The following is a 24,521-nucleotide window of genomic DNA, read 5'->3' as shown; positions in this document are numbered from 1 at the left end:
CGTGACGATTCTGGAGAGCATCAGGGAACCACGCGACCTGAAGGCGCTGTCCGAGGCGGAACTCGGCGAACTGTCCGACGAGATACGAGACTTCCTGGTGCACGCGGTCGCCCGCACCGGCGGACACCTCGGACCCAACCTGGGGGTGGTGGAACTCACCGTCGCCCTGCACCGGGTCTTCGAGTCACCGGCCGACCGCATCCTGTGGGACACCGGCCACCAGAGCTACGTGCACAAGCTCCTGACCGGGCGTCAGGACTTCTCCAAGCTGCGCGGCAAGGGCGGCCTCTCCGGCTACCCCTCGCGCGAGGAGTCCGAGCACGACGTCATCGAGAACAGCCACGCCTCCACCGTCCTCGGCTGGGCCGACGGCCTGGCCAAGGCCCGCCAGGTGCAGGGGGAGCGGGGCCACGTCGTCGCCGTCATCGGTGACGGCGCGCTCACCGGCGGCATGGCCTGGGAGGCCCTGAACAACATCGCGGCGGCCAGGGACCGGCCACTGATCATCGTCGTCAACGACAACGAACGCTCGTACGCGCCGACCATCGGAGGCCTCGCCAACCACCTCGCGACGCTCCGCACGACCGACGGCTACGAGCGGATGCTGGCCTGGGGCAAGGACGTACTGCAGCGCACACCGGTGGTCGGCAACACCGTCTACGAGGCCCTGCACGGCGCCAAGAAGGGCTTCAAGGACGCCTTCGCCCCGCAGGGACTCTTCGAGGACCTGGGGCTGAAGTACCTCGGCCCGATCGACGGGCACGACATCGGGGCCGTCGAGTCGGCGCTGCGCCGGGCGAAACGCTTCCACGGGCCCGTGCTGGTGCACTGCCTCACCCAGAAGGGCCGCGGCTACGAACCCGCCCTGCGCGACGAGGCGGACCACTTCCACACCGTCGGCGCGATGGACCCGCTCACCTGCGCGCCGCTCGGCCCGGCGGGCGGGCCCTCCTGGACCTCGGTGTTCGGCGAGGAAATCGTCCGGATCGGCGAGGAGCGCGAGGACGTCGTCGCGATCACCGCCGCCATGCTGCACCCGGTCGGTCTCGGCCGCTTCGCCGAACGCTTCCCCGACCGGGTCTGGGACGTCGGCATCGCCGAACAGCACGCCGCCGTGTCCGCCGCCGGCCTCGCCACGGGCGGGCTGCACCCGGTCGTCGCCGTCTACGCCACCTTCCTCAACCGCGCCTTCGACCAGCTCCTGATGGACGTGGCCCTGCACCGCTGCGGCGTCACCTTCGTCCTGGACCGGGCCGGGGTCACCGGCGTCGACGGAGCCTCGCACAACGGCATGTGGGACATGTCCGTCCTCCAGGTCGTCCCGGGCCTGCGCATCGCCGCACCGCGCGACGCGGACCAACTGCGCGCCCAGCTGCGCGAGGCGGTCGCCGTCGACGACGCGCCGACCCTGGTGCGCTTCCCGAAGGAGTCCGTCGGACCTGCCGTCCCGGCCGTCGACCGGGTCGGCGGCATGGACGTCCTGCACGCCGCCGACCGGCCCGCGGTGCTGCTCGTGGCGGTCGGCGTGATGGCGCCCGTCTGTCTCCGCGCCGCCGAGCTGCTCGAGGCCCGCGGCATCGGCTGCACCGTCGTCGACCCGCGCTGGGTCAAACCCGTCGACCCGGCGCTCGCGCCGCTGGCCGCCCGGCACCGTCTGGTGGCCGTCGTCGAGGACAACAGCCGTGCGGCCGGGGTCGGTTCGGCGGTGTCGCTGGCGCTGGGCGACGCCGAGGTCGACGTACCCGTACGCCGGTTCGGCATCCCGGAGCAGTTCCTCGCGCACGCCAAGCGCGCCGAGGTGCTCGCCGACATCGGTCTCACTCCGGTCGAGATCGCCGGCCGGATCAGCGCGAGCCTGGCCGTCGCCGAACAGACCGGGGACGGCCCGATCGCCACGCCAGCGCAAGGAGAGAACTGAATGACCAAGGAGTTCGACCTCGCCGCGCTCCTGGCCGAGCGCGGAGCCGAGCGGTACGAGCTGCACGCCAGGCACCTCAACCACCAGCTGCCGCGCATGCTGCGCACCATCGGCTTCGACAAGGTCTACGAGCGTGCCGAGGGCGCGCACTTCTGGGACGCCGACGGCAACGACTACCTGGACATGCTCGCCGGGTTCGCGGTGATGGGCCTGGGGCGCCACCACCCCGTCGTCCGCAAGGCACTGCACGACGTCCTCGACGCCTCGCTGGCCGACCTGACCCGCTTCGACTGCCCGCCGCTGCCCGGTCTGCTGGCCGAGAAGCTGCTCTCCTACAGCCCGCACCTGGACCGGGTCTTCTTCGGCAACAGCGGCACGGAGGCGGTCGAGACCGCGCTGAAGTTCGCCCGGTACGCGACCGGCAGACCGAGGATCCTGTACTGCACGCACGCCTTCCACGGGCTCACCACCGGGTCGCTGTCCGTCAACGGCGAGGACGGGTTCCGCGACGGCTTCGCCCCGCTGCTGCCCGACACCGCCGTCCCGCTCGGCGACCTGGACGCCCTGGCCCGGGAGCTGGAACACGGTGACGTGGCCGCGCTCATCGTGGAGCCGATCCAGGGCAAGGGCGTGCACGAGGCACCGCCCGGCTATCTGCGCGCCGCGCAGGAACTGCTGCACCGGCACAAGGCGCTGCTGATCGCCGACGAGGTGCAGACCGGCCTCGGGCGGACCGGCAGGTTCTACGCCTTCCAGCACGACGACGGCGTCGAACCCGACCTGGTGTGCGTGGCCAAGGCCCTGTCCGGCGGGTATGTGCCGGTGGGGGCCACGCTCGGCAAGGACTGGATCTTCCAGAAGGTGTACTCGTCGATGGACCGCGTGCAGGTCCACTCGGCGAGCTTCGGGTCCAACGCGCAGGCCATGGCGGCCGGGCTCGCGGTGCTGTCGGTGATGGAGAACGAGGAGATCGTCGCGAACGCCGAGGCGGTGGGGGGCCGGCTGAAGTCCCGGCTGGTGGAGCTGGTGGACCGCTACGAGCTGCTCGCCGACGTACGCGGCCGCGGACTCATGATCGGCATTGAGTTCGGCCGGCCCAGGTCCCTGAGGCTGCGCAGCCGCTGGACGATGCTGCAGGCCGCCCGCAAGGGACTGTTCGCGCAGATGGTCGTGGTGCCGTTGCTCCAGCGCCATCGGATCCTCACCCAGGTGTCCGGCGACCACCTGGAGGTGATCAAGCTGATCCCGCCGCTGATCATCGACGCGCAGGACGCGGACCGGTTCGTCGACGCCTTCACCGAGGTGATGGACGACGCGCACAACGGCGGCGGGCTGATGTGGGACTTCGGCAAGACACTGGTCAGGCAGGCGGTGGCCAACCGCTGAGATTTTGCCTGTGAGGCAAGAAATTTGCCCGTGGGGCAGGACTCGGGCTGAATGGGGCCATGAGCTCCTCCGAGACCGGCCCGGCCGGTGGGGCGGTCGCCGCCGTCGCGCCACAGCTGCGTGAGCTGCGGCGGCGCGCCGCCCTCACCCTCGAGGCCGCGGCCCGCGCCGCCGGGCTGTCGCCCGCCCACCTCTCCCGACTGGAGACCGGGCAGCGCCAGCCCTCGCTGCCGATGCTGCTCTCCCTCGCCCAGGTCTACGGTACGACCGTCGCCGAGCTGCTGGGGGAGACGGCCGCGGACCGGGACGCCGTCGTGCGGGCCGCCGACATGGAACCCACCGTCGCGGGCGGCTGGACGTACTGGCGGGCCGGGGCGCCGGGCCGCGGTATGCAGGCCCTGCGCGTCCAGGTGCCGTACGGCTCCCAGGGCGACGTCGTGCGGGTGCATCCCGGTGAGGAGTGGCTCCACGTCCTCCGTGGCCGGCTGCGGCTGCGCCTCGGGGACACCGAGCACCGGCTCACCGCGGGGGACAGCGCCCACTTCGACTCGATGACCCCGCACCGGATCGCCGCCCAGGACCCCGACGGGGTCGAGCTGCTCTTCGTCCACACCCTGCTGCAGAGTCCCACGGCCGCGCTGTGCCTCGGCCCGACCCCCGGAGGAATGCCATGAGCTCCATTCAGGACAAGTTCCCGCGTGGGCTGTGGGTACGAGTCTTCATCTACGTCGTCCTGGGGCACGTCTTCGCCGCGTTTCTCTACCTGCTGTTCGAGGTCGGGGCCGCGGCGAAGTAGCGCGGGCAGCGGGCGGGTGGCTCAGTCCAGCATCCGCTCGCGCAGCCGCTCCCTGGTCTCCGGGGTGATCCGCAGGCCCTTCTCCAGGTAGGCGTCAACCCCGCCCCAGGTGTCCTCTACGGTGTCGAAGGCCGCCGCCAGGTACTCGGCGCGCGCGTCGAACAGGGGGCTGAGCAGCTCCATGACCTCGGGGGAGTAGGCCGAGGCCGCGGAGCCGCTGCGGTGCACCTTGTAGCGACGGTGCGTGGCGTTCGACTTCAGGTAGTCCTCGACGACCGCATCCCGCTCGACACCGAGGGCGAGCAGCGTCACTGCGATCGACAGACCCGCGCGGTCCTTGCCGGCCGCGCAGTGCATCAGGGCCGGGACGCTGTCCTCGGCGAGCGCGTGCAGCACCCGGGAGTGCTCCGCCGTACGCTCCTTGATGATCATGCGGTAGGAGTTGATCATCCGCTGGGCGCCCTTGTCGTCCGCCAGGATCTCGCGCAGCTGGTCGAGGTCGCCGTCGCGGACCATCTTCCAGAACTCGGCGCCGTCGGCCGGGTCGCTCAGCGGCAGGTTCACATTGCGCACGCCCGGCAGCTCGACGTCCGGGCCCTCGAGCTTCTGGTCGGCCGCGTTGCGGAAGTCGAAGATCGTGTGCAGGCCCAGCGAGGACAGGAACGTGGCGTCCTCCGCGGTGGCGTGCGCCAGGTGACCGCTGCGGAACAGCACCCCCTGTCGTACCCGCCGCCCGTCCACGGTCGGCAGTCCGCCCACGTCACGGAAGTTGCGCACACCGGCCAGCTCGGGCTCGGTCGACGGGACCTGCTGCGTCACGGGGGCTCCTCCCACTCCGCCCCGCCGGCGCTGCTCGACGACGGGCGCGACTCGACGATACGGCACGGTCCGCGGGGCAGGGCGTAGCGGCCATCCGACTGCGCCACATCTGGGCTTTCTGTCCGAATTGGTGCATTGATTCCAACTTGCTCTGGATTACCAGGGAGTGGCGGGGTGGCGCGTGAGCAGCGTCATATCCGTGACGGTGCGTTGTCCGTCATGTTCACGTAATTCAGCCGGTTTTCAAGGCCGTTTACAGAAAACGGCGCTCCGGAAATCCACGCAGGGTGACCGGTAATTCCCGTAAAGGATCAACCGGAACGCCTGTCCAGGGAACCCCTCGCTTGTCCGTGCGCATCTGGGTCCCTTACGTTCACCTCCGATCCGGACGGACGCCTAATCCTGCCGCCGACCGGAGCCCGAACTCACCCACACCCGTACCCGGCAGGAGCGGGGGACCCACAGGTAGAACTGCCTGTTCCGGTTCCCGGAACGGCTCGGGGTTAAGCCGCGTCTCGGCGCGGCCGGGCATCTCCAGCCCGCACCCGACAGCTCACCTCGCAGGCGCCGGAGAGGAATTCGCCATGCCCGCGAAGGGTAAGCACCGCCGTACCAAGGCCATGCGCCTCACCCGCACCATCGCCGCCGCCGGAACCGGTGGCGCCGCGCTCGCCCTCCCGCTGATGGGTGCCGCCGGCGCCCAGGCCGCTCCCGCGCACTCCGTTTCCGAGCAGGCCGTGCAGTCCATTTCGGCCAAGGCCCAGAAGGCCGCCGGGAACAGCGCCGAGAAGAACTCGGGCACGACGACGTACACCGTGAAGAGCGGCGACTACCTCTCGAAGATCGCCGACGAGCAGAATGTCGACGGCGGCTGGAAGAAGCTCTACTCGGACAACCGCGAGGTCGTCGGTTCGGACCCGTCGCTGATCCACCCCGGGCTGAAGCTCTCGATCGGTGGCCAGGCCGCCAAGTCGTCGGCCCCCTCCGCCCCGTCGGAGAAGCCGGCGGCCGAGAAGCCCGCCGAGGCCCAGAAGCCGTCCGCGGCGAAGTCCGAGCCGGCCCAGAAGTCGGCGCCGGCCACGAAGACCGCCGCCTCGAACGCGGGCACGCAGTCCGCGGCCACCAGCGCCTTCAGCTCTCCCGTCCCGGGCGGCACCGTCGGCACCCCGTACCACCAGTCGGGCAGCATGTGGTCCAGCGGCTACCACACCGGCACGGACTTCGTCGTCCCGACCGGCACCCCGCTCAAGGCCGTCGGCGCGGGCACGGTCGTCTCCGCCGGCTGGGGCGGCGCGTACGGCAACCAGGTCGTCATCCGGCTCGCCGACGGCCACTACGCCCAGTACGCCCACCTGTCCTCGCTCTCCGTCTCCGCGGGTCAGTCCGTGACGGCGGGTCAGCAGGTCGGTCTCTCGGGCGCCACCGGCAACGTGACCGGTCCGCACCTGCACTTCGAGATCCGCACCACCCCGGACTACGGCTCCGACGTGGACCCGATCGCGTACCTGCGCGCGCACGGCGTCTCTCTCTGATCTCTCTGATCTCTCTGAGGACGCCTTGGCGCGGCCTCCGTGCCACCGAAGGCCGGACCCCGATCCCCGGGTCCGGCCTTCGGCGTATTCCGGAATTGACGAACACTTTAAGAGTGGCTTTTCTCACCGACCGTCAACCCCTTCCTACGGTCGCGTAGGTCACATTCCAAGGTGAATCATGGGTCGATGTGGCAGACGATTCGAAGAGTGACAGCAGAGCAGTGATCGGGTCGTACGTGGCGGTGGGGGACAGCTTCACCGAGGGCGTCGGCGACCCCGGCCCCGACGGGGCGTTCGTCGGCTGGGCCGACCGGTTCGCCGTACTGCTCGCGGACCGGCGCCCCGAGGGCGACTTCACGTACACGAACCTCGCCGTGCGCGGCAGGCTGCTCGACCAGATCGTGCAAGAGCAGGTCCCGCGGGCCGTCGAACTCGCACCGGACCTGGTCTCGTTCTGTGCGGGCGGCAACGACATCCTCCGGCCCGGCACCGATCCCGACGAGGTGGCCGAGCGGTTCGAACGGGCGGTGGCCGCGCTGACCGCCGTGGCCGGCACCGTCCTGGTGACGACCGGGTTCGACACCCGCGGGATGCCCGTCCTCAAGCATCTGCGCGGCAAGATCGCCACGTACAACGGGCATGTGCGCGCCGTCGCCGACCGCTACGGCTGCCCGGTGCTCGACCTGTGGTCGCTGCGGAGCATCCAGGACCGCAGGGCGTGGGACGCGGACCGGCTGCACCTGTCGGCGGAGGGGCACACGCGCGTGGCGCTGCGCGCGGGCCAGGTCCTCGGCCTGCGCGTCCCGGCCGACCCGGAGCAGCCCTGGCCGCCGCTGCCGCAGCGCGGCGCCCTGGACGTGCGGCGGGACAACGTGCACTGGGCACGCGAGTACCTGGTGCCGTGGATCGGACGCCGACTGCGCGGCGAGTCGTCGGGGGACCACGTGACCGCCAAGGGTGCGCTGTCGCCGGACGACATCAAGATGCGGATCTCGGCGGTGGCCTGAGGGCGGGGTGGGGCGGGGGGCTGGGCCGGACGGGGCGGCGCTTGCCGGGGCGGGCGTGCCGGGACCGGGGACGCGGCGACGGACGTGCCGCTTCCAGGTTCGCTCGTCACCGCGTCGTCGTCAACGCCTCCCGCGCCAGCCCGAGTTCGCGGGCGAGCGCCTCGTCCGCCCACTCCTGCGCCCGGGCCCGCGGCACCGCGCCAGCGTACGACGTCAGTTGCACGGCCAGTCCGTCGAGCAGCGCGGTCAGACGCAGGGCGGCGCCGTCGGGGTCCGGGCACGGGAACTCCCCGGCGGCCACGCCCTCGGCGATGACCTCGGCGATCGCCGCCTTCCACTGGTGGTCGAGCTCCCGCGCGACCTCCCGCAGGGCCGGCTCGCGCAGCGCCACCGCCCAGCCCTCGATCCACAGCCGCCAGCCCTTGGCGTGCCCGGTCGGGGCGTACCACCGCACGGCCGTCCGCAGCCGGCGCAGAGCCGACGTACGCCGGCCGAGCAGCTTGCGCAGATGGGCGAGATCGTCCTCGGCGGCATGCGCGAAGGCGGCGGCGACCAGCTTCTCCTTCGTCGAGAAGTGATAGAGCACCAGCGCGTTGCTGACACCCAGCGCGGCGGCCACGTCGGCGATCCGCAACGCCGCCACACCCCGCGCCGATATCTGCTCGATGGCCGCGCCCAGCAGCTCCTCGCGCCGCTCCGCCACACTCAACCGGACCCTCGTCACGCCCGTCACCCTATACAGGCACCTGTGGGAGCGACCTTTCGGTCACGTCGGGACCGGGGAACACGGTCGCGGCATCGCTCGTTCGAGGTGACGTCGGACGACACGACGACAGGTCGCGACGACGACAATATGAGTCTGACCTACTCCACCTGGAGGTACCGTGGCCGGTTTCCGTTCCCCGAGTGCCGGGCCCCGCGTGCCCCGGCCCGAGGCCTTCGGCGCGGACCCGAGCGGTGAGCGCATGGCGCGCATCCGCAGATCGCCGCACTTCCGTGACGGCGTCTTCCAGAACCCCGGGGGCGCCGCCCGGACCCGGCCCTCCGGATCGGCCGCGGAATTCGCCAGGATCTACTTCGACCGGGAGGCGCGGCAACGCAGGGCCCCGCGAGGGCCGATCCCGGTGCACGCCACCACGATCGCCGACGTCGCCCGGCCGCCCGCCACCGGACTGCGGCTGACCTGGACGGGACACTCCAGCGTGCTCGCCGAGATCGACGGACAGCGGGTGCTCTTCGACCCGGTGTGGGGTGAGCGCTGCTCCCCGTTCCCCTTCGCCGGCCCCAAGCGGCTGCACCCGGTTCCGGTGCCCCTGGCCGCCCTGGGCCCGGTCGACGTCGTCGTCATCTCCCACGACCACTACGACCACCTGGACATGCCCACGATCAAGGCGCTGGCCGGCACGGACACCCTGTTCGCCGTGCCCCTCGGCGTCGGCGCCCACCTCGAACACTGGGGCGTGTCCGCCGACCGGCTGCGCGAGCTGGACTGGCACGAGTCGACGCGCGTCGGCGGCCTCACGCTCACCGCCACCCCGGCCCGGCACTTCTGCGGGCGCGGCCTGCGCAACACCCAGCACACCCTCTGGGCCTCCTGGGTCGTCGCCGGTGAGCAGCACCGCGTCTACCACAGCGGCGACACGGGCTACTTCGACGGCTTCCGGGACATCGGCGCCGCCCACGGCCCCTTCGACGCCACGATGATCCAGCTGGGGGCGTACGCCGAGTTCTGGCCGGACATCCACATGACCCCCGAGGAGGGCGTACGCGCCCACCTCGACCTGCAGAGGGGTGAGCCGGGCGGTGTCCTGCTCCCGATCCACTGGGGCACCTTCAACCTGGCCCCGCACGCGTGGGCGGAGCCGGGGGAGTGGACGAAGGATGCCGCTGAGGAGGTCGGCCAGGCGGTGGCCTTCCCGCGGCCGGGCGAGCCGTTCGAGCCGGCCGGGAAGCTGCCGGTGGAGCCGTGGTGGCGGGCGGTGTCCGGTCCGATCGCGCACCCGTGGCGCCGTCCCCGGATCGCCGAGGGCGTGGCCGGAGCGAGCAAGGGGGATCTCGACCTCGCGGGTGAGCGGTGACGTCACTCGTCCCCGGCATCCCCGGCCGTCTCCGGCCTGGCCTCGTCGTCTGCGAGCACGTGGGGGCGTTGCACCGGACGGAGGACACCAGTTGTTACGTCTGCATTCAGTGAGCAAGCGCTACGGCCATGGCGATTGGATCCTGAAAGACGTGGACGTGGAGGCCCCGGCCGGTGAGGTCGTGGCATTCGCGGGCGGGAACGGATCGGGGAAGTCGACGCTGCTGCGGATCGCGGTGGGCCTGTCCCGGCCGACCCGCGGTTCGGTGACCGCCCGGCCGCCCGTCGTCGGGTACGTCCCGGACCGGTTCTCCCCCAACGAGCGCATGTCGGCCGCGGCGTATCTGACACACATGGGCCGCGTCCGCGGGCTGACCACCTCGGTCGCCTCGGCACGGGCCGACCGGCTGCTGGACCGACTCGCCCTGGTGGGCGACAAGCACGCCCCCCTGCGGAGCCTGTCGAAGGGCAACGCCCAGAAGGTCGCGCTGGCCCAGGCCCTCCTGGTGGAACCAGGGCTGCTCGTCCTGGACGAGCCGTGGTCCGGGCTGGACGCCGACGCCCACGGCGTGCTCGCCGAAATCATGACCGAGGTCGCGGCCTCCGGCGGCACCGTCGTGTTCACCGACCACCGCGAGTCGGTCACCCGGGCCCGCGCCACCCGGACCTACACGGTCGGCGAAGGCCGCGTGTCGTTGCGGGGACCGGAGCCGAGGGCCACCGAGCAGCGACCCGCGTACGACGTCGTCCTGACCGCGGGCCGGGACGGCAGCGCACCGCAGGACCTCGCCTGGGAACAACTGGACGGCGTACTGGCGGTGAACCGGGACGTCACGGGCGTCAGGATGCGCGTCGGACGCGAGTCCACCGACGCGCTGCTGTTCACCGCGCTCCAGCACGGCTGGTCCGTCGAGCGCGTCACCGGCACGACCACGGACCACCACCGGACGCCGAACGCCGCGACGAACGGACAGATGCGGTGATCGCGCTCATCCGCTACACCTTCGCCACCGTGCTGCACACACAGCGCTATCTCGCCCCGCTGCTCCTGTTCATGGGCCTGATGGGCGTGCTGACCGTCAACGGCAGCGGCTCGCTTCCCCCGGCCTACGCCTCGTCCGCCGGCGTGCTGTTCGTCTGCTCGACCTGGCTGACCGTCGCCCTGATGAGCCTGGACGACCCGCCGCAGCGGGCGATCGTCGTCGTCACCGCGGGCGGCCGGTCGCTCACGGTCCTGCTCGCGGCGATCGGCACGGCCCTGCTGAGCTGTCTCGTCCTGATGGTCTTCGGCCTGTTCTTCCCGTTGTGGATGGGCGACTACGTGGTCACCGCGGCCGACCTCCTGCTGGGCCTCGAGGCGCAGCTCACCTGTGCCCTCGTCGGCATCGCCATCGGCGTGCTGTGCTCGCGGCCGGTCTTCGGACGACAGGGGTACGCGCTGGTCGCCGCCCTCGTGCTGCTGATGGGAGCCCTCTTCACCAAGGGCATGCCTCCGGTCAACCGCCTGTTCACCCTGATGTCCACGACCCCCGACGCGGCGGAACTGCTCGCTCCCGCCGGCGTCATGCTGGCGATCTCCGCGGTGATCCTTGCCGTGTTCACCGCCGCCGCGCAATTCGTCGCCGGACGCAGGGAATAGACCACCTGTCGTCTTCAGCCGTCGTTGCTACGGCCGACATAGATGTTGCGGGCGCGGAAGTACGTGTCCCCGGACGGTCCCGGTGATCCGGAGGAACCTTCCATCTGCAGGTTGACGATGATCGGCATGGGCGCGTCCACGAAGTCGGCGCCGCGGTGCCGGCCGACCCAGGTGCCGTCGAGGTAGTAGTCGATGGTGACGTCGTTCGTGCCGGCCTTGGCGATCCAGGCCCGGTAGGTGTGCCAGGCGCCAGGGTCGGAGACAGGGACGACGGTGTTCTCCCAGCCTCCGTCGTAGGTGTTGAAGTGGTTTCGGGCGTCCCCCTTGTACTCGAGGATGTCGCTCTCCGGCGGCCAACTGTTCGCGCCGGTCAACCAGAACGCCGGCCAGGTGCCGCGTGCGGACGGCGCCTGGAATTCGCCCTTCACCTCCCATTGCGGGAACTGGTCGGTGACCCGCAGTTGGAGCTTGGAGTGGATGGCTCCGGAGTGGTAGCGAATGGGCAGGTGGGGGTCGGAACTGCTGTTGCCTTCGTCCCAGTCGATGCGTGACGCCTTGAGGACCAGCACACCTGCGGACTCGAGGTATACGTGGTTGTGGTCGTCGGTGCCGGCGTACATGCGGGCGGTGCCGTTGTGGTCCGAACCCCAGGGATAGCGGTAGTTCCAGGTGGACTCGAGGGACGCGTAGTCGGCGAACGTGTTCGTGCCGATCACGGTCTCCCACGCCGCTGCGGCGGCTGGACGAGTGGCTGCGCCTACGGCCATGGCGCCGCCGGCGACAGCGCCGCCGGATGCCAGGAGGAACGCGCGACGGTTGAGTGCACGGTCGAGTGCCATGAGGGTCAGCTCTCCTTGTGCGTCGTTGGGTGAGCCCGAGTCAATGAAGCAGCCCGTCCCGTTCCCAGCAACCAGTCGCGGAGAAGGCGAACAGAATCGATCAGAACCGATACTGTCCAAGCGACTGCCCTGCCTCTGAGGGCACGGCTTGAGGGGGTACCCACGATGCCATTGGCGGCCGAGCGTCAGGAGAGGATCCTCGCTGCTGTGCGCAAGCACGGCATGGTGCGTCTCGCGGATCTCGTGCAGCAGTTGGGTGTCACCCCCGTGACGGTGCGCCGTGACGTGACGCTGCTGGCGGATCGAGGGCTGGTGCAGCGTGTGCACGGCGGGATCGCCCTGCCGCACAGGACACAGGCGGCCCCGACGAGGGAAGGAGCCCCCGGCGCGTTCGGACCGATGGCGACCGGTGCCCTGGTGGGCATGGTGGTGCCCTCGGTCGAGTACTACTGGCCCCCCGTCATCCAGGGCGCGCACACCGCGGTGGCCGCCGCCCGGGGCAGACTCGTCATGCGAGCCTCACGGTGGGATGATCCGGCCGAGGACCGACGACAGGTCAACGCCCTCCTCGAGCGGGGTGTGCAGGCGCTTCTCGTCGCCCCCACCACGGCCGGGGACGCTGCCATGGAACTTCTCCGCTGGCTTCGCTCGCTCACCGTGCCCGTTGTCCTCGTCGAGCGCTGCCCGCCCCAGGAACTGGCCACCCTCGCACTGGACGCCGTCATGACCGCCCATGCGCTGGGCGCCGGCCTGGCCGTGCGCCATCTCGTGACGCTGGGGCACCACCGCATCGCGCTGATCACCACCCGCCAGAGCCCGACGAGCAAGGCGCTGCGCGCCGGGTGGCAGGACGCGGTGGATGTTCTGAAACTCGAGTCCCGCGAAGGGCTCGACATCGAAGTGCCCTCCTACGGGGCTCCGGGCTGGGCGGAAGCGTATACGGACGTACTGAAGCGCAGTCGTGATCTTGGAGTGCGGGCGCTGCTGGTGCACTCGGACCGGGAAGCCATCGGCCTGATCGAGCAGGGTCGTGAGCTGGGCATCAGCGTTCCGCACGATCTGGCCATCGTGACCTACGACGATGAGATCGGAGCGGCGTCCGACCCGCCGCTGACCGCGGTGAGGCCGCAGAAGCACCGCCTCGGCGTGCTCGCGGCGGAACTGGTGCTGGCGAAGGTGGCCGAGGTCGGCGAGCAGTGGCCCGTCCACCGGCTGGAGCTCTGGCCGAACGTGGTGGTCCGCGAATCCTGCGGCACGGAGCCGCAACCGGAGACGCTGTAGCCACGGATCTCCGGTGCGTCTCCCGGCTCGAACGGCTTCACTGATCCGCGCGGCCGCCCGGGCGGCACGTGCGACAACGGCTCTGGCGGCCGAGGCGCTCGTCGACGGTGGATCCAGCTCGCTCACGAACCCTTGGTCACGCCCATTGCCCACCGTGACTCGCCTCGCTATGTTAACGAGAAATCACATCGCTTGGCACGGCTCGAAGTGTGGTGGTCGCTCAACTGGCGTGCAAGCAAGACGAAGAGCACCGTCTGACCCTCAGGGAAGCGGGTTAAGTCAATGGAGAATCTCAGCAGGCGAGGAGTCCTGTCCCTCGGTGTCGCGCTCGGGCTCGTGGGCGTGGCGGACAGCGCGAAGGCATGGGCGTGGCCGTCGGGCGACTCGGTGGCCGGCACCGGCACGGGTGCCGACCCGGAGTACGTGTGGGACAGCGCGACGGACCCTCTGATGGCCGCGCTGATCAAGAACGGCAAGGTCCCGGCGATCAACACCGCGATGGCAGGGTGGGTGAACAACGGTGACCCGCTGCCCAGCGGCCTGCCGGCCGAGCTCACCGCGCATCTGCGGCAGGTCAACAAGCTGCCCTCCTGGGCCGACCGCGCCAAGCTGACCCGCGCGGCCGACTTCAACCGGCGCAGGGACACCTACCTGTTCATGCTGTACGGCCTCGGCAGCGGAATCATGAGCACGGTGATCCCGCGCGAGGCAAGAAGCGTCTACTGGTCGGCGGGTGGCGCCGACATGCAGGACCGTGCGGCCAAGACGTTCACGTTCGGCTACGACCTGTCCCAGTTGGGCGCCTTCGAGCCGCGGGGACAGTTCGTCGTCACCGCCAACAAGACCCGGCTGGTGCACGCCGCGGTGCGGCACCTGCTGCCGCAGTCACCGCACTGGACGTCGGGCGCCGACCAGGACATCCCGATCAGCGCCGCCGACATCCTGGTCACCTTCCACAGTCTGGGCACCTACGTCCACTCCAAGCTGACCGAGTGGAAGATCCCGTTCTCGGCCGAGGACCAGGAGGCGTTCCTGCACTCCTGGCAGGTCGCCCTCCACCTGCTCGGTGTGCCGGACGAGTACATCCCGGGGACCTGGGCCGCCGCGCACGCGCAGTCGGAGCAGGTGCTCACCCCGATCCTCGCCCCGACGGACGAGGGCATCAAGCTGGCCGAGGAACTGCTCGGCCTCACCGCCCAGATCGACCTCGGCGTCACCCGCGGCTTCCTCAACGAGTTCGTGCGCTACGTCCTCAGCGACGAGGTCGGCGACTGGCTGGGACTGCGGCGAGACCCCGTGGCGGCGGCCCTGGTCCGCACCGCATGGCCGGCGTACATCAAGTTCCGTGAGGGGCTGTCGCCCATCATGCCCGGCACGTTCTACATGGTCGACCAGTTCATCCGCGCCCTGGCCATGCTGTTCCTCAACAAGGGTTCCTCCGGGACCACCACCCCCATCACGATCCCCACCGGGAACAGGCCGACCGGCTGAGCCTCCCTCGTCCGCCCGGTTCCGGTGCCCGCTCACAGCCCCAGGGCACCCACGACCAGAGCGGTCACGGCGTCACGGTGGTCGAGGCGGTCCTGCCACCGCAGTCTGCGTCCGGCCTCGACCACCACACCGAACCCCGCATGCACCAGCACCCGGGCCTGACGCGGGTCCAACTCCGGGCGGGCCAGCCGCAACTGCTGCTCCCAGACGGCGATGTGTTCCCGCTGGGCGAGGACCAGGGGCCGCCGCAGGTCCGCCGGCAGACCCGCCAACTCGGCCTCGGCCACGCTGTTGAGCGCGGTGTACTCGAAGCTGTAGGCCACGTACGTCGCCGCCAGCGCGACGACGGCCTCGCGCGGGCCGGCCACCTCGTGCAGGCTCCGCTCCACCCACTGGGCCAGCAGCCCCGCCGCCTGGAGGCACGCCGCCGCCAGGATGTCGACCTTGCCGGGATAGTGGCGGTAGAGCGCGGACGGGGCCAGTCCCACCTCCCGCGCGATCTGTCCGTTCGTGACGTTGGCGAACCCGTCCCGTGCGAACAGCGGGATGGCGGCCGCGAGGATCTCCGCGCGCCGCGTGCGCGGCACCGGCTGGGCGGGCAGCTCGACCGGCCGTGCGCCCGCGGGGACCGCCGCGGGATCGGTGGCGGCCACGCGCTGCGCGGACGCCGAGAGCAGGTGCTCGGCCCGGCGCCCCGCGATCGACGTGCGATGCATCGTGATGGAGCCGATCGCACCGAGGGCGGCCACGGCCCGCAGGCGCTCGTCGGGCAGCGGGTACTCGCGCTGCACCGCCTCGTCGACCCGCCCGACGACCCGCCCGAACTTCGCCTTGAGATGCCGGCGGTCCTCACGGTTGAGGTACCGGGCCTCCCACCGGTACACGCCGCCCGACGCGCGATGCGCGACGGTGACCCGGGTGACGGCGGTGAGCACGTCCGTCAGGGGCGCGTCGGGCACCACCTCGTCGAGCGCGGCGACCAGCCCGTCCGCCATGACGTCGGCGCACTCGGCGAAGAGCGCGTACTTGTTGGGGAAGTGCCGGTACAGGGCCGCCGCGGTGATGCCCACCCCGGCGGCGATCTCCTCCATGGACGCCCGGTGGTAGCCGCGCTCGCTGAAGACCCGGCCCGCCGCCTCGACGATGAGCTGCCTGCGGTTGCGGGGCCGGGCAGCGGTGGTCGGATCGGCGGTCACGGCCGGACGGGCGGAGACGGAGGCGGGACCATGCGGATCAGTCAATCACACGTCGTCCGAACGGCCCGGGCTTTCTCCGCGCGGACCGCACCGGACGTGAATCCCGCATCACTTCCCGACGTACGCCGGTCCGGTCAGGCGAAGGTGAGGACCGGCTTGACCACGCTGCCGTCGCGCATGGCGGCCACGGCGGCGTCGATCTCCGCGAAGGGGAACGTGGTGACCAGCCGGTCCACCGGGAAGAGGCCGCGCCGGTGCAGATCGATCAGCTCCGGCAGGAAACGGGCGGGGTCCGAGTCGCCCTCCATCACCCCGTGGAGGCGGACCCCCTTGGCCATCAGCCGCATCATGTCGAACGTCACCTCCCCGCCCAGGCCGAGGAAGGCGAGTTCACCGCGCGGGCGCAGCGCCCCGACCGCACGGTGGAGCATTTCCGGCCGGCCCGTGGTGTCCACGACGTGGTGCGCCCCGCCGTCGGTCAGGTCGCGCAGCGCCGCCACCAGACCTTCGTCCGGGGGCAGGGCCGCTCTGGCGCCGAGCCCGACGGCCAGGTCCCGCCGGGAGGCGACCGGGTCGACGGCCACCACCGGGTCACAGCCCACGGCCACCGCGGCCATCAGCGCGCTCAGCCCGACCCCGCCGGACCCGAGGACCACGAGCGAGGTCCCCGGCTCGGGGCGCAGCCGGTTGAGCACCGTCCCCGCGCCGGTCTGCGCTCCGCAGCCCAGGGGAGCAGCGAGGGTGGCCGGCAGGGCGGAGGGCACCTTGACCACTCCGCGTTCGTGGACGACGGCGTACGTCGCGAAGCTGGACTGTCCGAAGAAGCCGCCGTGCAGCGGCGCGCCGTCGAGGCGGAGCGGGGAGCTGCCGTCGCCCCGTCCGCCGGAGAGGTTGAGGTCCCGCGCCGAGTCGCAGTACGCCGGCTGGCCCGCCGCGCACTGCGGGCAGGCGCCGCAGCTGGCGAACGTGAGACAGACGGGGTCTCCCGGAGCGACACCGGTCACCTCCGCGCCCACCTCCTCGACCCGGCCCGCGCCCTCGTGGCCGAAGACCATGGGGGTGAGCTGCCGCGGCCAGGTGGCCTGCATCCCCAGGTCCGTGTGACACACCCCGACCGCGGTCATCCTGACCAGCACCTCGCGCGGTCGCGGGTCCTCCAGCTCCACGTCCCGGAGGGTGAACGGTGCTCCCGGCTCCCGGGTGACCGCGGCGCGGGCGCGCCTCACGCGCCTTCTCCGGACCGCGCGACGCGTTCCAGGAAGAAGTAGTAGAAGGGGCCGTCGGCGGGGACGCCCTTGGCGTTCATGATGCCCATGAGCGTGGTGTCGTCCACCCGCTTGAAGTGGTCGAAGACGGGCCGGCCGTCGTAGACCATCGTGGCCGTCGACTCGCCGCGGAACTCGACCGTCCACAGGCTGGCCTCGCCCTTGCCGAGCTCGACGTGGGAGTACAGCTCGCCGGCCTCGTTCCGGCACATCAGCGGCTTGGCGTCGTGCACGGAGGTGAACGTCTTGCCGTACCAGCCGGCCTTCTCCAGCTCGCCGTTGAGAGGGTGGCCGGTGTCGAACTCGCCGCCCTTCCACTCGCCGAGGATCTCCTCGGGCCGGACGGTCTCCAACCCGGCCCAGACGGCGTCCAGTTCGGCGGCCTCGACCGGGCCCTTGGTCTCACGGAGCGCCTGGAAGCGGGTGCGGGCCTCGAGCGGGTTCATACGGTGTCCTCTCGTCGATGTCATCGGGGGAGGTGCGGGGCCGGATCCTGGAAGGTGGAGGAACGCGCGGGCGAAGGGAGCCGCGGGGATGCCCGGCGGAGGAACGGGAGCGTCGCCTCGCCGGTGACCGCGCCGGGGTGCCCCACCGTGCCGAGGCTCAGCAGGACGTGGCGTTCGGCGACCTCTTCCGCGGTGAGCGGGCCGTCGGGGCGGTACCAGTTGGCGACGCCCTGGCACATGATGAGGACCGAGCGGACGGCGTCGGCCGGGATCGGCGTGGTGAACACGCCCTCGGCGCGGCCCGCTTCGACCGTGTCCAGCAGCATGTGCTGGAGATAGTCGCGCAGGGCCACGTAGCGGGCCCGGTTCCCGGGCTCCAGGCTGCGTATCTCGGTGTCCAGGAAGGCCAGCGACCGGCGGTGGGCCATGTAGAGCACGATCGACTCGACCATGCCGCAGAACCGCGCCAGCGGAGTGGGCCCCGCCTCCGCGGCCGCCGCCCGGCAGCGGTCCAGGACGTCCTTGATGGACGTCTCCAGCAGGGTCGCCAGCAGCGCCTGCTTGTTCTCGTAGTGGTAGTACAGCGCGGGCACGGTCACGCCGACCCGGCCGGCGATGTTCCGCACCGAAGTGCCGTGGTAGCCCTGCTCGTTGAAGGCCTCCATGGCGTGGACCAGGATCGGGTGCAGGTCGAGCGGCCCGTAGGAGCGCCAGTGCTGCGCTGGGGCCGTGGTGTCCTGGCTCGGCTCGGTGCTCAACGACTCTCCTCGGAACATGCGTCGACGGGCGACATCGTACGGCCCTGTGTCCGCGATTCCCCCCTCTCGGTCACTTAGCGATCGATCAGGAAATGCGGCGCCGGTGTCCGGCCTCCGTCTCCCTTCCCCGACGAGTATCGCCGAAACTCCCGCCAAAAGTCTTTGGGTTGGGGCGTTGACCGATCGACTGCGCGCTTCTACGTTCTTAGCGAACGCTCAGTAAGGTCCCGGTCGCGCGGAGGCGAGCCCGCCGTGTCCCGAGAGAGGAACCCATGAGCCACCACCCCCCTGATTCCCGCACCCCTGACTCCCGCACCCTTGACTCCGGGTGCCGCGGCAGCGCCGGGCCCCTGGACGGCGTGCGCGTGGTCGAGCTGGCGGGCATCGGCCCCGGCCCCTTCGCCGCGATGCTGCTCGGGGACCTGGGCGCCGACGTGGTGCGCGTCGACCGCCCGGGGCCCGCGCCGCTCGCCGGCGACCCGGCCCACGACGTGACCAACCGCAACAAGCGCTCGGTCCTGGTCGACCTCAAGTCACCGGAAGGACCAAGGACCGTACGGGCCCTGGCGGCGCGCGCGGAGATCCTGCTGGAGGGATACCGCCCGGGCGTCGCGGAGCGGCTCGGGGTCGGACCCGAGGAGTGCATGGCCGCCAATCCCGCCCTCGTGTACGGCCGGATGACCGGCTGGGGCCAGCAGGGGCCGCTCGCACCCCGGGCCGGCCACGACATCGGCTACATCGCCACGGCCGGCGCCCTCTCCATGATCGGCCCGGCGGACGGACCGCCCGCCGTCCCGGCCAACCTGCTCGGTGACTACGCCGGCGGCTCGCTCTACCTGACCACCGGCGTCCTCGCCGCGCTGCTCACCGCCCGCGCCACCGGCCGCGGCCAGGTGGTGGACGCCGCGATCGTCGACGGCACGGCCCACCTCACCGCCCTCTTCTGGGGCATGCTCGCCGAGGACACCTGGCGGGACGCGCGCGGACAGAACCTGCTCGACGGAGGCTGCCCGTACTACTGCGTCTACGAGACGGGCGACGGCGGCTGGATGGCGGTCGGCGCCCTGGAGCCGCAGTTCTACACCGCGTTCGTCTCCCTGCTGGGCCTGGACGGCGACGACCTGCCGGACCGCACGGACCCGCGCAACTGGCCGGAGCTGCGGGCCCGGTTCACCGCCCGGTTCAAGACCGCGTCCCGCGAGGAGTGGACGGCCCTCTTCGAAGGCACCGACGCCTGCGTGGCCCCCGTTCTCTCGCTGGGCGAGGCGGCCGGCCACCCGCACCTGACCCGGCGCGGCACCTACACCGAGGCGCACGGCATCACCCAGCCCGCCCCCGCGCCCCGCTTCTCCGCCACCCCCGGCACCCTCCGGCTGCCTCCCGCCGTCCCCGGCACGCACACCACCGACGTGGCCCGCGACTGGGACCTGCCCGAGCTGCTCGACCTGCCCGCCCCGCCCGGCCTGCCGACCTGCTGAAGGACCGCCGCTGATGGAACTGTCCTCACCCCTGACGTACACGGGCGACCCGCGCGAGGCCGCGGACCGGGCCGCCGCGCTGGAGCCCGCGGGACTCGACGCCGTCTGGGTGGCCGAGGCCTACGGCTTCGACTCACCGACGATCATGGGATACCTGGCCGCGAAGACCGAGCGGATGCGGATCGGCTCGGCCATCCTGAACGTCTACTCGCGCACCCCCGCCCTGATCGCCCAGACCGCCGCCGGGCTCGACGCCCTCACCGGCGGCCGGGCCCTGCTCGGCGTCGGCGCCTCCGGCCCCCAGGTCGTCGAGGGCTGGCACGGCCGCCGCTACGACCGCCCGCTGGGCCGAACCCGCGAGGTGATCGAGCTGTCGCGGCGGATCTGGCGGCGCGAGGTGATCGAACACCACGGCATCACCGACCTGCCCCTGCCGCCCGAGAAGGGCGGCGCCCTCGGCAAGCCCCTGAAAATGCTCACCCACCCCGTCCGCGACACCATCCCCGTGTACGTCGCCGCGCTCGGCCCGGCCAACGTCCGGATGACCGCCGAACTGGCCGACGGCTGGCTGCCGTTCCTCTACGCTCCGGAACACGCCGCCAAGGTGTGGGGCCCGTCCCTGGCCGAGGGCGCCGCCGAGCGCGACCCGGCGCTCGGACCACTGGCGGTCGTGGCCGGAGGCCCCCTCGCCATCGGCGACGGCGCCGAAGCGGTCCGCGACCTGATGCGCCCCACCGTCGCCCTGTACGTCGGCGGCATGGGCGCCCCGGGCCGCAACTTCTACCACGACCTGGTCTGCGCCTACGGCTACGAGGCCGCGGCGGACACCATCCAGGAGCACTACCTCGCGGGCCGCAAGAAGGACGCGGAGGCCGCCGTACCCACCGAACTGCTGGAACAGATCTGCCTGGCCGGCCCGGAGGGCCACGTCCGCGAGCGCGTCGAGGCCTTCCGCGAGGCGGGCGTGACGATGCTCAACGTCACGCCCGTCGGTCCCGATCCCGCCCGGCTGATCGAGCGCGTGAGGAGTTGGCTGTGACCTTGGAACGAGACCTGTACGGCCCCGACCACGAGGCCTTCCGCGAGACCGTGCGGACCTTCCTAGCCAAGGAGGTGGCCCCGCACCACGAACGGTGGGAGCGCAACGGCGTCGTCGACCGGGAGGTGTGGTGCTCGGCCGGCCGCCAGGGCCTGCTGGGCCTCGCCGTCGACGAGGAGTACGGCGGCGGTGGCACCCGGGACTTCCGCTACAGCGCCGTGCTCATCGAGGAGTTCGCCCGTGCCGGCGCCTCCGGGCTGGCCCTGAGCCTGCACAACGACATCGTCGGCCCGTACCTGACCCGGCTCGCCACCGAGGAGCAGAAGCGGCGCTGGCTGCCCGGGTTCGTCTCCGGCGACCTCGTCACCGCCGTCGCCATGACGGAACCCGGCGCCGGCTCCGACCTCCAGGGCATCCGCACCACCGCCACCGACCAGGGCGACCACTACCTGCTCAACGGCTCGAAGACCTTCATCTCCAACGGCATCCTCGCCGACCTCGTCGTCGTGGTCGCCCGCACCACGCCCGAGGGCGGCAGCGGCGGGCAGAGCCTGCTCGTCGTCGAACGCGGCACGGAAGGCTTCGAACGCGGCCGCAACCTCGACAAGATCGGCCAGAAGGCCCAGGACACGGCCGAGTTGTTCTTCCACGACGTACGGGTCTCCAAGGAGAACCTGCTGGGGGAGGAGAACCGCGCCTTCACCTACCTGATGGGCAACCTCGCCCAGGAACGGCTTGCCATCGCGGTCGGCGCCGCCGCCGCGGCCGAGGAGATCCTCGACGTCACCACCCGGTACGTGAAGGAGCGCGAGGCGTTCGGACGGCCGCTGGCCACACTCCAGCACATCCGCTTCGAGATCGCCGAGATGGCCACCGAGGCGGCCGTGACCCGCACCTTCCTGGACCGCTGCATCACCGAGCACGTCGCGGGCCGGCTCGACCCGGTGCACGCCTCGATGGCCAAGTGGTGGGCCACCGAACTCCAGAAGCGGGTCGTCGACCGCTGTCTGCAACTCCACGGCGGCTACGGCTACATGAGCGAGTACCGGGTGGCCCGGGCCTTCCTCGACGGCCGCATCCAGACCATCTACGGCGGCACCACCGAGATCATGAAGGAGATCATCGGCCGCTCCCTCCTCGGCTGAACCGGCGCCGACCGCCCGCACCGAAGCCCGAGCCGCGTCCGCGGCATCTCACGAACCCACTTGGAGGGCACCCAAGGTGAGCACCGAAGCGTATGTGTACGACGCGATCCGCACCCCGCGCGGACGCGGCAAGGCAAACGGCGCCCTGCACGGCACCAAGCCGATCGACCTGGTCACCGGCCTCATCCACGAGACCCTGCGCCGGTTCCCGACCCTCGACCCGGCGGCGATCGACGACATCGTGCTCGGCGTCGTCGGCCCCGTCGGCGACCAGGGCTCCGACATCGCCCGCACCGCGGCCATCGCCGCCGGACTGCCGGACACCGTCGCCGGCGTCCAGGAGAACCGCTTCTGCGCCTCGGGCCTGGAAGCCGTCAACATGGGGGCGATGAAGGTCCGCTCGGGATGGGAGGACCTGGTCCTCGCGGGCGGCGTGGAGTCCATGTCCCGCGTCCCGATGGGGAGCGACGGTGGGGCCTGGGCGCAGGACCCGCGCACCAACCACGACACCGGCTTCGTCCCGCAGGGGATCGGTGCCGATTTGATCGCCACGATCGAGGGCTTCTCGCGCCGCGACGTCGACGAGTACGCGGCCCTGTCCCAGGAGCGGGCGGCCACGGCCTGGAAGGACGGGCGTTTCGAGCGGTCCGTCGTGCCGGTGAGGGACCGTGCCGGTCTCACCGTCCTCGATCACGACGAGCACCTGCGCCCCGGTACCACCGCCGACTCCCTCGCCGGGCTCAAGCCGTCCTTCGCCGACATCGGCGAGCTCGGTGGCTTCGACGCGGTGGCGCTGCAGAAGTACCACTGGGTCGAGAAGATCGACCACGTCCACCACGCGGGCAACTCCTCCGGCATCGTCGACGGCGCCTCCCTGGTCGCCATCGGCTCCAAGGAGGCCGGCGAGCGCAACGGCCTCACCCCACGGGCCCGGATCGTCTCCGCCGCGGTCTCGGGCTCCGATCCCACCATCATGCTCACCGGGCCCGCCCCCGCATCCCGCAAGGCACTGGCCAAGGCCGGACTGACCGTCGACGACATCGACCTCGTCGAGATCAACGAGGCCTTCGCCGCGGTCGTCCTGCGCTTCGTCAAGGACATGGGCCTGTCCCTGGACAAGGTCAACGTCAACGGCGGCGCCATCGCGCTCGGCCACCCCCTCGGCGCCACCGGCGCGATGATCCTCGGCACCCTCGTGGACGAACTGGAGCGCCGCGATCTGCGGTACGGGCTGGCGACCCTGTGCGTCGGCGGCGGCATGGGCATCGCCACCGTCGTCGAACGCCTCTGACCGCGCCGTCCCCCTCACCAGCCGTCCGCCTTCACGGGAGAGACCTCAGTACATGGACACCACCGCACGGACCTCAACCATCCGCTGGGAAGAGTCCGAGGACCACGTCGTCACCCTCGTCCTGGACGATCGCAGCCAGTCCGCCAACACCATGAACGCCGCGTTCATCGACTCGCTGGACGCCGTCGCGGCGCGGCTCGCGCAGCGCCGGGACGACATCCGGGGCGTCATCGTCACCTCCGCCAAGAAGAGCTTCTTCGCCGGCGGTGACCTGCACGACCTGATCTCCGTCACCCCCGAGACCGCTCAGAAGTCCTTCGAGGCCGGGATGCGGGTCAAGCGCTCCTTGCGCGTCCTGGAGACCCTGGGCAAGCCGGTCGTGGCCGCGATCAACGGCGCGGCGCTGGGCGGCGGTTACGAGATCGCCCTGGCCTGCCACCACCGCGTGGTACTGGACACCCCGGCCGCCCGCGTAGGGTGTCCCGAAGTCACCCTGGGCCTGCTGCCCGGCGGTGGGGGAGTGACCCGCACGGTGCGGATGTTCGGCGTCGAGGAGGCCCTGCGGAAGGTCCTCCTGGAAGGCACCCAGTACGCGCCGGCCCGCGCCCTGGAAGCCGGCCTGGTCGACGAGGTCGCCGCCGACGAGGACGAACTCATCGCCCGGGCACGGGCGTTCGTGGACGCCCACCCGGAGTGCGCCCAGCCCTGGGACCGCCCCGGCTACCGCATCCCCGGCGGTACGCCCTCGCACCCGAAGTTCGCGGCCAACCTGCCCGCCTTCCCCGCGCTGCTGAAGAAACAGACGGGCGGCGCCCCCTGCCCGGCGCCGCGCAACATCCTCGCTGTGGCCGTGGAGAGCTCCCAGGTCGACGTCGACACGTCCTTCGTCGTGGAGGCCCGGTACCTGACGGAACTCGTCACCGGGCAGATCACCAAGAACATGATCCAGGCGTTCTTCTTCGACCTCCAGGCCGTCAACTCGGGTGCGAACCGTCCGAAGGGGATCGAGCCGCGTCGGGTGAGCAAGGTGGGGGTGCTCGGGGCCGGGATGATGGGTGCGGGGATCGCGTACTCGTGTGCCCGTGCGGGCATCGACGTGGTTTTGAAGGACGTGTCGC

The 24,521-nt window shown here is 71.3% G+C and carries 23 protein-coding genes and 1 riboswitch; of the genes, 16 read left to right on the top strand and 7 right to left on the bottom strand.

The features are described 5' to 3' along the window. The first annotated feature begins 1 nt into the window (after position 1). From dxs to ACIGO6_RS38140, 4 genes are read left to right on the top strand one after another with little or no spacing between them, the layout of a single operon-like run. Complete coding sequence (gene dxs / locus ACIGO6_RS38155) at positions 2 to 1,918, top strand: 1-deoxy-D-xylulose-5-phosphate synthase (protein WP_399884775.1); 1,917 nt, start codon at positions 2 to 4, stop codon at positions 1,916 to 1,918. Next, positions 1,919 to 3,304 carry an aspartate aminotransferase family protein gene (locus ACIGO6_RS38150; protein ID WP_399884773.1) on the top strand — a complete coding sequence of 462 codons (1,386 nt, stop codon included), beginning with the start codon at positions 1,919 to 1,921 and terminating at the stop codon, positions 3,302 to 3,304. A gap of 59 nt (positions 3,305 to 3,363) precedes the next feature. Continuing rightward, the gene (locus ACIGO6_RS38145) at positions 3,364 to 3,978 is read left to right on the top strand and encodes a helix-turn-helix domain-containing protein (RefSeq protein WP_399884771.1); all 615 of its coding nucleotides are present in this window, start codon (positions 3,364 to 3,366) and stop codon (positions 3,976 to 3,978) included. Continuing rightward, positions 3,975 to 4,100 carry a DUF6126 family protein gene (locus tag ACIGO6_RS38140; protein ID WP_399884769.1) on the top strand — a complete coding sequence of 42 codons (126 nt, stop codon included), beginning with the start codon at positions 3,975 to 3,977 and terminating at the stop codon, positions 4,098 to 4,100. Before ACIGO6_RS38145 ends, ACIGO6_RS38140 begins: the two co-directional genes overlap by 4 nt. A gap of 21 nt (positions 4,101 to 4,121) precedes the next feature. On the opposite strand, the gene ACIGO6_RS38135 is transcribed toward ACIGO6_RS38140, so the two are convergent. Continuing rightward, a complete protein-coding gene (locus tag ACIGO6_RS38135; RefSeq protein WP_399884767.1) occupies positions 4,122 to 4,919 on the bottom strand; it encodes a tyrosine-protein phosphatase in 798 nt (265 codons plus the stop codon). A gap of 422 nt (positions 4,920 to 5,341) precedes the next feature. Further along, positions 5,342 to 5,499, top strand: a riboswitch (cyclic di-AMP (ydaO/yuaA leader). A gap of 4 nt (positions 5,500 to 5,503) precedes the next feature. On the opposite strand from ACIGO6_RS38135, the gene ACIGO6_RS38130 reads away from it, so the two are divergent. Further along, entirely contained in the window at positions 5,504 to 6,451 is a 948-nt protein-coding gene (locus ACIGO6_RS38130; protein ID WP_399884765.1) for a peptidoglycan DD-metalloendopeptidase family protein, read from the top strand. A gap of 221 nt (positions 6,452 to 6,672) precedes the next feature. Then, positions 6,673 to 7,458, top strand: a complete 786-nt coding sequence (locus tag ACIGO6_RS38125; RefSeq protein ID WP_399884844.1) for an SGNH/GDSL hydrolase family protein — start codon at positions 6,673 to 6,675, stop codon at positions 7,456 to 7,458. A 106-nt stretch (positions 7,459 to 7,564) separates the two neighbouring features. Here the strand turns inward: ACIGO6_RS38125 and ACIGO6_RS38120 are convergent, their stop codons facing one another. Continuing rightward, entirely contained in the window at positions 7,565 to 8,182 is a 618-nt protein-coding gene (locus tag ACIGO6_RS38120) for a TetR/AcrR family transcriptional regulator (RefSeq protein ID WP_399884763.1), read from the bottom strand. Between the two features lie 160 nt (positions 8,183 to 8,342). Here ACIGO6_RS38120 and ACIGO6_RS38115 point away from each other — a divergent pair, with 160 nt between their 5' ends. The 3 genes from ACIGO6_RS38115 to ACIGO6_RS38105 all read left to right on the top strand — a co-directional run bounded on the left by ACIGO6_RS38115 (position 8,343) and on the right by ACIGO6_RS38105 (position 11,174). Beyond that, the gene (locus tag ACIGO6_RS38115) at positions 8,343 to 9,536 is read left to right on the top strand and encodes an MBL fold metallo-hydrolase (RefSeq protein WP_399884761.1); all 1,194 of its coding nucleotides are present in this window, start codon (positions 8,343 to 8,345) and stop codon (positions 9,534 to 9,536) included. Between the two features lie 151 nt (positions 9,537 to 9,687). Further along, entirely contained in the window at positions 9,688 to 10,518 is an 831-nt protein-coding gene (locus ACIGO6_RS38110; RefSeq protein ID WP_399884759.1) for an ATP-binding cassette domain-containing protein, read from the top strand. Continuing rightward, positions 10,515 to 11,174 carry a hypothetical protein gene (locus ACIGO6_RS38105; protein ID WP_399884757.1) on the top strand — a complete coding sequence of 220 codons (660 nt, stop codon included), beginning with the start codon at positions 10,515 to 10,517 and terminating at the stop codon, positions 11,172 to 11,174. The genes ACIGO6_RS38110 and ACIGO6_RS38105 overlap by 4 nt, the downstream gene beginning before the upstream one ends. Before the next feature lie 14 nt (positions 11,175 to 11,188). Here the strand turns inward: ACIGO6_RS38105 and ACIGO6_RS38100 are convergent, their stop codons facing one another. After that, entirely contained in the window at positions 11,189 to 12,013 is an 825-nt protein-coding gene (locus tag ACIGO6_RS38100) for a glycoside hydrolase (RefSeq protein ID WP_399884755.1), read from the bottom strand. 165 nt (positions 12,014 to 12,178) lie between these two features. Between ACIGO6_RS38100 and ACIGO6_RS38095 the strand changes: the two genes are divergently transcribed. Next, positions 12,179 to 13,294, top strand: coding sequence for a substrate-binding domain-containing protein (locus ACIGO6_RS38095; protein WP_399884753.1), 1,116 nt, complete (start codon positions 12,179 to 12,181; stop codon positions 13,292 to 13,294). Between the two features lie 282 nt (positions 13,295 to 13,576). Then, positions 13,577 to 14,785, top strand: a complete 1,209-nt coding sequence (locus tag ACIGO6_RS38090) for an oxygenase MpaB family protein (RefSeq protein WP_399884751.1) — start codon at positions 13,577 to 13,579, stop codon at positions 14,783 to 14,785. Positions 14,786 to 14,817: 32 nt separating this feature from the next. Here the strand turns inward: ACIGO6_RS38090 and ACIGO6_RS38085 are convergent, their stop codons facing one another. The 4 genes from ACIGO6_RS38085 to ACIGO6_RS38070 all read right to left on the bottom strand — a co-directional run bounded on the left by ACIGO6_RS38085 (position 14,818) and on the right by ACIGO6_RS38070 (position 18,450). Then, entirely contained in the window at positions 14,818 to 15,981 is a 1,164-nt protein-coding gene (locus ACIGO6_RS38085; RefSeq protein WP_399884749.1) for a TetR/AcrR family transcriptional regulator, read from the bottom strand. A 134-nt stretch (positions 15,982 to 16,115) separates the two neighbouring features. Next, positions 16,116 to 17,207, bottom strand: a complete 1,092-nt coding sequence (locus tag ACIGO6_RS38080; RefSeq protein WP_399884747.1) for an NAD(P)-dependent alcohol dehydrogenase — start codon at positions 17,205 to 17,207, stop codon at positions 16,116 to 16,118. Beyond that, positions 17,204 to 17,692 (bottom strand): DUF4334 domain-containing protein, encoded by a 489-nt coding sequence (locus tag ACIGO6_RS38075; RefSeq protein ID WP_399884745.1) that lies wholly within the window; start codon positions 17,690 to 17,692, stop codon positions 17,204 to 17,206. Before ACIGO6_RS38075 ends, ACIGO6_RS38080 begins: the two co-directional genes overlap by 4 nt. A 20-nt stretch (positions 17,693 to 17,712) precedes the next feature. After that, positions 17,713 to 18,450: a TetR/AcrR family transcriptional regulator gene (locus ACIGO6_RS38070; RefSeq protein WP_399884743.1), complete on the bottom strand. Its 738-nt coding sequence runs from the start codon at positions 18,448 to 18,450 to the stop codon at positions 17,713 to 17,715. Positions 18,451 to 18,722: 272 nt separating this feature from the next. Between ACIGO6_RS38070 and ACIGO6_RS38065 the strand changes: the two genes are divergently transcribed. The 5 genes from ACIGO6_RS38065 to ACIGO6_RS38045 form a co-directional block, all read left to right on the top strand. Then, the gene (locus tag ACIGO6_RS38065) at positions 18,723 to 19,928 is read left to right on the top strand and encodes a CaiB/BaiF CoA transferase family protein (protein WP_399884740.1); all 1,206 of its coding nucleotides are present in this window, start codon (positions 18,723 to 18,725) and stop codon (positions 19,926 to 19,928) included. Positions 19,929 to 19,941: 13 nt separating this feature from the next. Beyond that, on the top strand, positions 19,942 to 20,967 hold the full coding sequence (locus ACIGO6_RS38060; protein WP_399884738.1) for an LLM class F420-dependent oxidoreductase: 1,026 nt from the start codon (positions 19,942 to 19,944) through the stop codon (positions 20,965 to 20,967). After that, a complete protein-coding gene (locus tag ACIGO6_RS38055; protein WP_399884736.1) occupies positions 20,964 to 22,112 on the top strand; it encodes a long-chain specific acyl-CoA dehydrogenase in 1,149 nt (382 codons plus the stop codon). The genes ACIGO6_RS38060 and ACIGO6_RS38055 overlap by 4 nt, the downstream gene beginning before the upstream one ends. Before the next feature lie 76 nt (positions 22,113 to 22,188). Further along, positions 22,189 to 23,403, top strand: coding sequence for an acetyl-CoA C-acetyltransferase (locus ACIGO6_RS38050; protein WP_399884734.1), 1,215 nt, complete (start codon positions 22,189 to 22,191; stop codon positions 23,401 to 23,403). Between the two features lie 52 nt (positions 23,404 to 23,455). Continuing rightward, positions 23,456 to 24,521: enoyl-CoA hydratase-related protein (locus tag ACIGO6_RS38045; protein ID WP_399884732.1), on the top strand; the 1,066-nt coding region annotated here is incomplete at its 3' end.

The sequence above is a fragment of the Streptomyces sp. NPDC053750 genome, from assembly GCF_044544295.1.
GTDB lineage: Bacteria > Actinomycetota > Actinomycetes > Streptomycetales > Streptomycetaceae > Streptomyces.
This window is presented reverse-complemented; position numbering and strand designations above follow the sequence as displayed.

What these genes read in the sequence shown, in the direction of transcription:
- ACIGO6_RS38150 (WP_399884773.1), top strand. Translation starts at nt 1,919, where the DNA reads ATGACCAAGGAGTTCGACCTCGCCGCGCTCCTGGCCGAGCGCGGAGCC.
- ACIGO6_RS38145 (WP_399884771.1), top strand. Translation starts at nt 3,364, where the DNA reads ATGAGCTCCTCCGAGACCGGCCCGGCCGGTGGGGCGGTCGCCGCCGTC.
- ACIGO6_RS38140 (WP_399884769.1), top strand. Translation starts at nt 3,975, where the DNA reads ATGAGCTCCATTCAGGACAAGTTCCCGCGTGGGCTGTGGGTACGAGTC.
- ACIGO6_RS38130 (WP_399884765.1), top strand. Translation starts at nt 5,504, where the DNA reads ATGCCCGCGAAGGGTAAGCACCGCCGTACCAAGGCCATGCGCCTCACC.
- ACIGO6_RS38100 (WP_399884755.1), bottom strand. Translation starts at nt 12,013, where the DNA reads ATGGCACTCGACCGTGCACTCAACCGTCGCGCGTTCCTCCTGGCATCC.
- ACIGO6_RS38095 (WP_399884753.1), top strand. Translation starts at nt 12,179, where the DNA reads ATGCCATTGGCGGCCGAGCGTCAGGAGAGGATCCTCGCTGCTGTGCGC.
- ACIGO6_RS38090 (WP_399884751.1), top strand. Translation starts at nt 13,577, where the DNA reads ATGGAGAATCTCAGCAGGCGAGGAGTCCTGTCCCTCGGTGTCGCGCTC.
- ACIGO6_RS38075 (WP_399884745.1), bottom strand. Translation starts at nt 17,692, where the DNA reads ATGAACCCGCTCGAGGCCCGCACCCGCTTCCAGGCGCTCCGTGAGACC.
- ACIGO6_RS38065 (WP_399884740.1), top strand. Translation starts at nt 18,723, where the DNA reads ATGAGCCACCACCCCCCTGATTCCCGCACCCCTGACTCCCGCACCCTT.
- ACIGO6_RS38060 (WP_399884738.1), top strand. Translation starts at nt 19,942, where the DNA reads ATGGAACTGTCCTCACCCCTGACGTACACGGGCGACCCGCGCGAGGCC.